Annotated in this window: 6 protein-coding genes; 2 read left to right on the top strand and 4 right to left on the bottom strand. The window is 61.6% G+C overall.

From position 1 onward, the window contains the following. Positions 1–89 precede the first annotated feature (89 nt). The gene (locus CFII68_RS21740; protein ID WP_018602594.1) at positions 90–1,760 is read right to left on the bottom strand and encodes a bifunctional diguanylate cyclase/phosphodiesterase; all 1,671 of its coding nucleotides are present in this window, start codon (positions 1,758–1,760) and stop codon (positions 90–92) included. 273 nt (positions 1,761–2,033) lie between these two features. Between CFII68_RS21740 and rep the strand changes: the two genes are divergently transcribed. After that, a complete protein-coding gene (gene rep, locus CFII68_RS21745) occupies positions 2,034–4,043 on the top strand; it encodes a DNA helicase Rep (protein ID WP_014340843.1) in 2,010 nt (669 codons plus the stop codon). A 55-nt stretch (positions 4,044–4,098) separates the two neighbouring features. Next, positions 4,099–4,671: a xanthine phosphoribosyltransferase gene (locus tag CFII68_RS21750; protein ID WP_018602593.1), complete on the top strand. Its 573-nt coding sequence runs from the start codon at positions 4,099–4,101 to the stop codon at positions 4,669–4,671. A gap of 120 nt (positions 4,672–4,791) precedes the next feature. On the opposite strand, the gene CFII68_RS21755 is transcribed toward CFII68_RS21750, so the two are convergent. The 3 genes from CFII68_RS21755 to CFII68_RS21765 form a co-directional block, all read right to left on the bottom strand. Continuing rightward, positions 4,792–6,714 (bottom strand): acetyl-CoA hydrolase/transferase C-terminal domain-containing protein, encoded by a 1,923-nt coding sequence (locus tag CFII68_RS21755; protein ID WP_018602592.1) that lies wholly within the window; start codon positions 6,712–6,714, stop codon positions 4,792–4,794. Between the two features lie 136 nt (positions 6,715–6,850). Continuing rightward, complete coding sequence (locus CFII68_RS21760) at positions 6,851–7,261, bottom strand: cytochrome c5 family protein (protein ID WP_018602590.1); 411 nt, start codon at positions 7,259–7,261, stop codon at positions 6,851–6,853. A gap of 182 nt (positions 7,262–7,443) precedes the next feature. Further along, complete coding sequence (locus tag CFII68_RS21765; RefSeq protein WP_003206841.1) at positions 7,444–7,992, bottom strand: cupin domain-containing protein; 549 nt, start codon at positions 7,990–7,992, stop codon at positions 7,444–7,446. Positions 7,993–8,013 lie beyond the last annotated feature (21 nt).

Raw genomic sequence — 8,013 nt, 5'->3', positions numbered from 1 at the left:
GGCTTGCTCGCGAAGGCGGTGTATCAGCCAGACATATATCGACTGACCCACCGCCTTCGCGAGCAAGCCCGCTCCCACAGGGTTTTGTGTCAGCTGATTTCCAGCATCGACTGCTGATCACCCTCGAAGGTCAAGTACTCAACCAACTCCGGCAACGGCAACGGCTTGCTGATCAGGAAACCCTGCACCTGGTCACAACCGAAACCGCGTAGCAGGTCCAGTTGCTCCCGGGTTTCCACACCTTCGGCCACCACTTCCAGGTTGAGGTTGTGCGCCAGGTTGATCATGGCGTGTACCAGCTTGCGGTTCTCTTCGCGCTGCTCCATGCCACCGACGAAGCTCTTGTCGATCTTGAGCAAGGCGATCGGCAGGCTGTTGAGGTGCACGAACGAGGAGAAGCCGGTGCCGAAGTCGTCGAGGGAGAAGCGCACCCCCAGGCGGCCCAGGGCATCCATGGTCTGCTTGACCAGCTCGCTACGGCGCATGACGGCGGTTTCGGTGAGTTCGAACTCCAGCCATTGGGCCTCGACACCCCGCTCGGCGATCAACCGGCTCAGGGTCGGCAGCAACTGGCTGTCCTGGAACTGCCGGAACGACAGGTTGACCGCCATGTGCAACGGCGCCAGCCCCCGCTCGCGCAGGGCCTGCATGTCCCGCAGCGCGCGGGAAATCACCCAGTAGCCCAGCGGCACGATCAGGCCGCTCTGTTCGGCCAGCGGCACGAACTCACTGGGTGGCAGCAAGCCACGTTCGCCGTGACGCCAGCGCACCAGAGCTTCGAGACCGACGATGTGGCCGCCATCGAGGTTCAGCCGTGGCTGGTAATGCAGTTCCAACTCGTCACGGCGCAGTGCCCGGCGCAGCTCGCTTTCCAGGTCGGCGAGGCTGCGGGCATTGCGATTGATGCGCTCGTTGAAGATATGAAAGGTGCAGCCCTGGGTGCTCTTGGCCTGCTGCATGGCGATGTGGGCGTGCCACATCAGTGGATCAGCGCCGGCCTGGGCGCGGGCGTGGGCAACGCCCAGGCTGCAGCCGATCAGCAGGCTTTCACCGTCCACCCAGTAGGGCTCGGCCAAAGCTTCGGTAATACGCTCGGCCATCCACTCGGCCCGCTGAGGTGCGCGGCGGGTGTCGATCAACAGGGCGAATTCATCACTGCCCAATCGCGCCAATTGATCGCCGGCCTCGAGCGAGCTCTTGAGCCGCGACACCACTTGCAGGATCAAGCGGTCACCGGCCTGGTGGCCGAGGGCGTCGTTGGCGTGACGAAAGTTGTCCAGGTCCAGGTGACCGAGCGCCAGGCCACGGCCGTCGTTTTCCGCCAGACGCGCCGCCAGCAGCGTCTGGAAACCCTGGCGATTGGCAATGCCCGTCAACGGGTCCTGTTCGGCGAGGCGCTGCAAGGTGTTTTCCAGCACGCCGCGTTCGCGCACATGGCGCAGGCAACGACGCAGGGTCGCGCTGTCGAGCACGTCGCGCACCAGCCAGTCGCTGACGCCGTCGGGGGCAGCCGCCGGCTCGTGCTCGAGCAACAGGATGGTCGGCAGGCTGCAACGACCCGGCGCCGGTTGCAACGTCGCAACGGTCAGCAACACCGCGTTGCGATTGTCTTCGAACAGGCTGCTGACGGACTCCCAGCTCGGCGCGCTGATCAACACGACCGAGGGCCCCAAGGGCACCAGGCACTCGCGCAAAATTGCTGACCACGCAGGCTCTTCGGCCAATAACAGCAAACGCAAGGGTTCGACAGGCGTTGACAAGCTGACTCCCTAGACTCTGCAAGGTGGTAGGCGCCGGGCATTATGACCTGCCCATGGGCAATGACCAATGCCAATGGTTCTCAAACACGCGGTTTAGGTGGTTTTTTTCCACTCCAAATCCTGCGCGGGACGCGATTGGCCCCACATCCTGCGTGAAAGTAACAAAAGCGGCAAATGACAATGCGCTGTGCGTCACAAGTCGGAGAGAGCAGCACAATTCTCAGAGCCTGTTAAAATGCCGGCCCATTTCGCAAACGACTCCCTGACTCTGTCATGTCCCGACTCAATCCCCGGCAGCAAGAAGCCGTGAACTATGTCGGCGGCCCTCTTTTGGTGCTCGCCGGTGCAGGCTCCGGCAAGACCAGCGTAATCACCCGCAAGATCGCGCACCTGGTCCAGAATTGTGGCATCCGCGCCCAGTACATCGTCGCCATGACCTTCACCAACAAAGCCGCCCGGGAAATGAAGGAACGGGTCGGCGGCCTGCTGCGCGCCGGCGAAGGCCGCGGCCTGACGGTCTGCACCTTCCACAACCTGGGCTTGAACATCATCCGCAAGGAACACGCGCGGCTGGGCTACAAACCGGGCTTCTCGATTTTCGACGAGACCGACGTCAAGGCCCTGATGACCGACATCATGCAAAAGGAGTACTCGGGCGACGACGGCGTGGATGAGATCAAGAACATGATCGGCGCCTGGAAAAACGACCTGATCCTGCCGCCCGAGGCCCTGGAAAACGCCCGCAACCCCAAGGAGCAGACCGCCGCCATCGTCTACACCCACTACCAGCGCACGCTCAAGGCGTTCAACGCGGTGGACTTCGACGACCTGATCCTGTTGCCGGTCAAGCTGTTCCAGGACCACGCCGACATTCTCGAGAAATGGCAGAACAAGGTCCGCTACCTGCTCGTGGACGAATACCAGGACACCAACGCCAGCCAGTATTTGCTGGTGAAGCTGCTGATCGGTACGCGCAACCAGTTCACCGTGGTAGGCGACGACGACCAGTCGATCTATGCCTGGCGCGGCGCGCGGCCGGAAAACCTGATGTTGCTCAAGGAAGACTACCCGTCGCTCAAAGTGGTGATGCTGGAGCAGAACTACCGCTCCACCAGCCGCATCCTGCGCTGTGCCAACGTGTTGATTTCCAACAACCCCCACGAGTTCGAAAAGCAACTGTGGAGCGAGATGGGCCACGGCGACGAGATCCGCGTGATCCGTTGCCGCAACGAAGACGCCGAAGCCGAGCGCGTGGCCATGGAAATCCTCAGCCTGCACCTGCGCACCGACCGGCCGTACAGCGATTTTGCGATCCTGTACCGCGGCAACTACCAGGCCAAGCTGATCGAGCTGAAACTGCAGCATCACCAGATCCCTTATCGCCTGTCGGGGGGCAACAGCTTTTTCGGACGCCAGGAAGTGAAGGACCTGATGGCCTACTTCCGTCTGATCGTGAACCCGGACGACGACAACGCCTTCCTGCGGGTGATCAATGTGCCGCGCCGGGAAATCGGTTCCACCACCCTGGAAAAGCTCGGCAACTACGCCACCGAACGCAAGATCTCGATGTACGCCGCCACCGACGAAATCGGCCTGGGCGAACATCTGGACAGCCGCTTCACCGACCGCCTGGCGCGCTTCAAGCGCTTCATGGACAAGGTTCGCGAACAGTGCGCTGGGGAAGATCCGATTTCGGCGCTGCGCAGCATGGTGATGGACATCGACTACGAGAACTGGCTGCGCACCAACAGCTCCAGCGACAAGGCTGCCGACTACCGCATGAGCAACGTCTGGTTCCTGATCGAGGCGTTGAAGAACACCCTGGAAAAAGACGAAGACGGCGACATGACGGTCGAGGACGCCATCGGCAAACTCGTGCTGCGCGACATGCTCGAGCGCCAGCAGGAAGAGGAAGACGGCGCCGAAGGTGTGCAGATGATGACGCTGCACGCCTCCAAGGGCCTGGAATTCCCCTACGTGTTCATCATGGGCATGGAAGAAGAAATCCTGCCGCACCGCTCCAGCATCGAGGCCGACACCATCGAGGAAGAACGGCGCCTGGCCTACGTCGGGATTACCCGGGCCCGTCAGACGCTGGCCTTCACCTTCGCCGCCAAGCGCAAGCAATACGGCGAAGTGATCGACTGTGCCCCCAGCCGCTTTCTCGATGAACTGCCGCCGGACGACCTGGCCTGGGAAGGCAACGACGACACGCCGACGGAAGTCAAAGTCGTTCGCGGCAACAGCGCCCTGGCGGATATACGCGCGATGTTAAAGCGCTAGAATCGACTACTTTTTTACCGACTTCAGGCGCTCACGCGTCATCAGAGGAGGCTTCATGGAAGCCCTGCACCAGAAAATTCGTGAACAAGGCATCGTGCTTTCCGATCAGGTCCTGAAAGTCGACGCGTTCCTGAACCATCAGATCGACCCGCAGTTGATGAAGCTGATCGGCGACGAATTCGCTGCGCTGTTCAAGGATTCGGGCATCACCAAGATCGTCACCATCGAAGCCTCAGGGATTGCCCCGGCGATCATGACCGGGCTGAACCTGGGCGTACCGGTGATCTTCGCCCGCAAGCAACAGTCCCTGACCCTGACGGAAAACCTGTTGTCGGCCACCGTGTATTCGTTCACCAAGAAAACCGAAAGCACCGTCGCCATCAGCCCGCGTCACCTGACCAGCAGCGACCGGGTGCTGATCATCGACGACTTCCTGGCCAACGGCAAAGCCTCCCAGGCGCTGATCTCCATCATCAAGCAGGCCGGCGCCACCGTGGCAGGTTTGGGGATCGTGATCGAGAAGTCGTTCCAGGGCGGCCGCGCGGAACTGGATGCCCAGGGCTATCGGGTTGAATCGTTGGCCCGGGTCAAGTCACTGGCCGGTGGGGTCGTGACCTTCATCGAATAACCCCCTCATACCCCTGTGGGAGCGGGCTTGCTCGCGAAGGCGGTGTGTCAGCCACATCAATGCTAACTGATACACCGCCTTCGCGAGCAAGCCCGCTCCCACAGGGGAAGGTGCACGCCTTTATGGCGCAGTCGCCTTGAGCCCCGCCAGCAACAACCGCTGAAACAACTCCTCCTTCAGCCCTTCAGGGCTGGCCAACTGCATCCGCTCCAGATGCCCGGCAAACTCCCAGGGCTGCGGCGCATCGAGCGCGGCCTTGCCCAGCTCCAGGATCTCGGTGAGCTTGAATTTGCTCTTGAGCCAGTTCAGCGCCCGCAGCAGGTCCCGCTCGACCTCATCGAAATCACACCCCAGCGGGTATTCGGGAAACAGGTTCGGATGGCGTGCCTGGATCGCCTGCAAGCGTTCCGATGTGTTGTCGGCGAAGCGCGGGTCGAGGCGGAAATCCTTCGGCAACTTGCCGGCACTTTGCGCCTGCTCGATCAACCCGGGCTGGAAGCGTGAATCGCTGATATTCAGCAACGCCTCGATCACCGCAGCGTCGGTCTTGCCTCGCAGGTCGGCGATGCCGTACTCGGTCACCACGATGTCGCGCAGGTGCCGGGGAATCGTGCAATGACCGTATTCCCAGACGATGTTCGAGCTGATCTCGCCCCCGGCCTCACGCCAACTGCGCAGCAGCAGGATCGAACGTCCGCCCTCCAGCGCATGACCCTGGGCAACGAAGTTGTACTGCCCGCCCACGCCGCTGAGCACCCGCCCGTCTGCCAACTGATCGGCCACCCCGGCCCCCATCAGGGTCATGGTGAAGACCGTGTTGATGAAACGGGCGTCGAGGCGCTGCAGGCGCTTGAGCTGTTCCTGGCCGTACAGCTCGTTGATGTAGCTGATGCGCGTCATGTTGAATTCGAGAAGACGGCTTGGCGGCAACTCGCGCAGGCGTTCATAAAAACTGCGCGGCCCGAGGAAAAATCCACCGTGGATGCAGATGCCGTCAGGTTGCGCTGCCTCGTCGAGGGTGCCGGCGTTGGCCCGTTCCTGGGTCGGAACGTCGGGGTAGACCTTGCGCCGGACAATTCCGGCCTCGGCCAGCACCAACAAACCGTTGACGAACATTTCACTGCAACCGTACAGCCCTTTGGCAAACGGCTCGACTCCACCCTCGCGCTCGATCAGTTGCGTCCACTGGCTAAGGTTCAGGTCCGCCAGCAGCGTCTGGTAACCGGCATTATCGGCCTGGCGTGCGAGCAGCGCCGCCGTCAGCGCATCGCCCATGGCGCCGATGCCGATCTGCAGCGTCCCGCCGTCGCGCACCAGGGTACTGGCGTGCAGACCGATCAGATGATCCTGGAAACCCACCGGCATGTTCGGCGTGGAAAACAACGTGTGGCTGTCCTTCTCGTCGATCAACAGGTCGAAAGCGTCGATGCCGACTTCCGCGTCGCCCGGCATGTAGGGCAAATCGTTGTGCACCTGGCCGACCAGGAGGATGGTCTCTCCGGCCGCGCGCCGCTTGGCGATCATCGGCAGCAGGTCGAGGGTGATATCCGGGTTGCAGCTCAGGCTCAGGCGATCCGGGTGCTGGGGCTCGCTCGCCACCAACTGCGCCACCAGGTTCAAGCCGGCAGCGTTGATGTCCCGGGCCGCGTGGCTGTAGTTGCTGCTGACGTAGTTCTGCTGGGCCGACGCACTGTGCAGCAGGCTGCCGGGCTGCATGAAGAACTGCTCGACCCGTATGTTGGGCGGCAGGCTGTCCTGATGCAGGTCGGCCAGGTAATCCAGTTCGGGATAGTCGCCGAAGACCCGTTCGATAAAGGGTTCGAGGAAGCGCTTCTGCAGACCGTCGCCCAGGTTTGGCCGGCCCAGGCTCAAGGCCGTGTAGATGGTCAGCTGTCGCTCGGGCAGTTGTGCGATGCGCCGGTACAGCGCGTTGGCGAACAGGTTGGGTTTGCCCAACCCCAGGGGCATGCCGAGATGAATATGCGCGGGCAGACGCTCGAGCACGTCATCCACCGCCTGTTCGATTGAACACAACTGCACCATCGGACCCTCCTGGACATTCCATGAATGTGGGTTGGACCGAGCTTGCCGGGTCTTGGTTGCGATGAACAGCCCTGGAAAAACCCCAGGCACAAAAAAGCCGCTCGTAAGCGGCTTTTTTGCGCGGGATATCGGCGTATTACAGGCCGGACATCTCTTTGATGGCGCCCTTGAGGTCGTCATCCGAGCAATCGGCGCAGGTGCCTTTAGGCGGCATGGCGTTCACGCCAGTAATGGCCTTGGCCAGGATGCCATCGAGACCGCCCTGGTGGTCGGCGCGCTCTTTCCAGGCAGCCTTGTCACCGATTTTCGGTGCGCCCAGCAGGCCGGTGCCGTGGCAAGCGTTGCAGTGTTTTGCAATCACGTCTTTCGGCGTCTTGGCAGCCCCGCCGCCAGCCGAGGCCACGACTTCCATACCCTTGCATTCCTTGCCCTGGACGCAGACCTGGCCGACGGGTTCAAGGCGCTTGGCGATTTCGTCGTTGGGCGCAGCTTGAGCGCTCGCAGCCCATAGGGCCAATACGGTTGCTGGTGCAGCCAGCATTTTCATAATTAGGTTCACGCGTACACCCTCAATGGTGGCTAGTCACGCCTGCGGCCACGGTTTGCAGGCGGGCGCAAGTATAGCGGTAAGCCCGTCACACTGAAACAACCCCAAAGTCGCAAGGGTCTTGTTTGCGATGACGGTGCCTTCCCTGGGCGCCTTTGCCGTACGGGCCGGCGCCGCTTTTTCTAGAAATTGGCCGGTGTGGCTGCGCTGATCAGTCGCGCCGGCACGTCGAACGGATTACGGAAACGGTGGGGCTTGGTGCTTTCGAAATAGTAGCTGTCGCCGGCTTCGAGCACGAAGGTTTCGACACCCACCACCAGTTCCAGCCGCCCTTCCACCAGGATCCCGGTTTCCTCGCCCTCATGGGTGAGCATCTCTTCACCGGTGTCGGCGCCAGGCGGATAGATTTCGTTGAGGAAGGCGATCGCCCGGCTCGGATGTGCCCTGCCCACCAGCTTCATGGTCACGGCGCCGTCGGAGATGTCGATCAGTTCGTTGGCTTTATAGACGATCTGGGTCGGTTTCTCCTGAAGGATTTCTTCGGAGAAAAACTCGACCATGGACATGGGAATCCCGCCAAGGACCTTACGCAGCGAGCTGATCGAGGGGCTGACGCTGTTCTTCTCGATCATCGAAATAGTGCTGTTGGTGACACCCGCGCGCTTGGCGAGTTCACGCTGGGAAAGGCCTTTGAGTTTACGAATGGATTGCAGTCGTTCACCGACGTCCAATGCTGGAGCCTCCAGGGAATC

Source organism: Pseudomonas sp. CFII68, from assembly GCF_000416195.1.
GTDB lineage: Bacteria > Pseudomonadota > Gammaproteobacteria > Pseudomonadales > Pseudomonadaceae > Aquipseudomonas > Aquipseudomonas kilonensis.
Note: the sequence above shows the minus strand (reverse complement) of the source record. Positions and strands in the feature narration are given on the sequence as shown.

Bases quoted from the DNA above. Each gene is read 5' to 3' on its own strand.
- rep (WP_014340843.1), top strand. From the start codon at position 2,034: ATGTCCCGACTCAATCCCCGGCAGCAAGAAGCCGTGAACTATGTCGGC.
- CFII68_RS21750 (WP_018602593.1), top strand. From the start codon at position 4,099: ATGGAAGCCCTGCACCAGAAAATTCGTGAACAAGGCATCGTGCTTTCC.
- CFII68_RS21755 (WP_018602592.1), bottom strand. From the start codon at position 6,714: ATGGTGCAGTTGTGTTCAATCGAACAGGCGGTGGATGACGTGCTCGAG.
- CFII68_RS21760 (WP_018602590.1), bottom strand. From the start codon at position 7,261: ATGAAAATGCTGGCTGCACCAGCAACCGTATTGGCCCTATGGGCTGCG.